Annotated in this window: 1 protein-coding gene; it reads left to right on the forward strand. The window is 64.4% G+C overall.

Features of this window, described 5'->3' with window-relative positions; all coding sequences use genetic code 11:
• Positions 1-2,006 (forward strand): condensation domain-containing protein (locus tag AACY31_RS28590; protein WP_339505625.1); only part of this gene is annotated, 2,006 nt, incomplete at both ends.

Genomic DNA, 2,006 nt, shown 5'->3' on the forward strand with positions numbered 1-2,006 from the left:
CTTACGTAATCCCGGCGCACATCGGCGAGGGTGAAGCAGGCCTGCGCGACCAGATCAAAACCCAGCTCAAGGCCGATCTGCCGGACTACATGGTGCCGACGCACCTATTGTTCCTCGAACAGTGGCCGCTGACCGCCAACGGCAAGCTCGACCGCAAGGCCCTGCCGACCGCCGACGCCAGCCAGGTCCAGCAGGACTACGTGGCGCCGCGAAGTGAGTTGGAACAGCAGATAGCCGCGATCTGGCAAGACGTGCTCAAGGTCGAGCGGGTCGGCTTGAGCGATAACTTCTTCGAGTTGGGCGGCCACTCGCTGCTGGCGACGCAGATGGTGTCGCGCATTCGCCAGGCCCTCGGCCTGAACCTGCAACTGCGCCAGTTGTTCGAAAACGCCGGCCTTGAGGCCTGTGTGGCGGCGCTGATGGACGGCGATGTGGCTCGGCCGACGAGCATCCCGCGTCTTTCCCGGGGCCCGGCGCCGTTGCCGTTGTCCTACGCCCAGCAACGCCAGTGGTTCCTCTGGCAGATGGAGCCCGACAGCGCGGCGTACCACATTCCAGCGGCGCTGCGGATTCAGGGCGACCTGGACCTGCAGGCCCTGCAACAGAGTTTCGCCGCCCTGGTGCGGCGCCACGAAAGCCTGCGTACCAGCTTCTTCCAGGTCGATGAACAAGCGTTCCAGGTCATTCATCCACAGATGAATCCGGTCGTAATCGCGCAGGAGCTCGACGGCGGCAGCGAACAGGTGCAGGCCTTCGTCCAACGGCAAATCGCTGAGCCATTCGACCTGCAAAACGGCCCGCTGCTGCGGGTCGGCCTGTTGCGGGTGGCGGCCGACGAGCATGTGCTGGTGCTGACCCAGCACCACATCGTCTCCGATGGCTGGTCGATGCAATTGCTAGTGCAGGAACTGATGCAGGGTTATGTCGCGTGCCGCCAGGGTGACTCCCTGGCATTGGCCGAGCTGCCGATCCAGTACGCCGATTACGCGGTATGGCAACGTCAGTGGATGGACGCCGGCGAGCGAGAACGGCAACTGGCGTATTGGACCGAGGTGCTGGGGGGCGAGCAGCCTTTGCTGACGCTGCCCACCGACCGGCCGCGTCCGACCCGGCAGAGTTTTGCCGGCGCCCGCCTGGCGATCGACTTGCCGCAGGCCTTGGGCCAACAGCTGCGACAGCTGGCCCAGCGCGAAGGCAGCACGCTGTTCATGGTCTTGCTGGCGTCGTTCCAAGCCTTGCTGCACCGCTACAGCGGCCAGTCGGACATTCGTGTCGGCGTGCCCATTGCCAACCGCAACCGGGTGGAAACCGAAGGCCTGATCGGCTTCTTCGTCAACACCCAGGTGCTCAAGGTCGAGGTGGATCCGCAGCAGCGTTTCAGTGAATTGCTGGCACAGGTCAAACAGGCAGCCATCGGCGCCGAGGCCCATCAGGACCTACCGTTCGAACAACTGGTCGAAACACTGCGGCCTGAACGCAACCTGAGCCACAGCCCGTTGTTCCAGGTGTTGTACAACCACCAGAGCGTGGCTCGCCAGGCACTGCCGGCGCTCCCCGGTCTGGTGATCAAGGCCCAGGAATGGGAAAGCCAGACCGCCCAGTTCGACTTGACCCTCGACACCCTGGAAGCCGAGGGTGAACTCGGTGCGGCGCTGACCTATGCCACTGACTTGTTCGACGCCAGCACCGTGCAGCGCCTGGCCGAACACTGGCTGAATCTGTTGCGCGGCATCGTTGCCAATCCCCAGCAACGCATCGCTGAACTGCCGTTGCTGACGGCCACCTTGCAACAGCAACACATCACCCAATGGAATCCCGCCCCGCGCAGCTTCCCGGGCGAGGCCTGCCTGCATCAGCGCATCGCCGAACAGGCGCGTTTGCGTCCCGACGCCATCGCTTTGCGTTGCAACGCCCAAACCCTGACCTACGGCGAACTCAACGCCCAGGCCAACCGCCGCGCCCGTCAGTTGATCACTCACGGCGTCGGCCCGGATGTGCTGGTTGGG

The organism is Pseudomonas sp. RL_105y_Pfl2_101 (genome assembly GCF_963970585.1).
Classification (GTDB): domain Bacteria; phylum Pseudomonadota; class Gammaproteobacteria; order Pseudomonadales; family Pseudomonadaceae; genus Aquipseudomonas.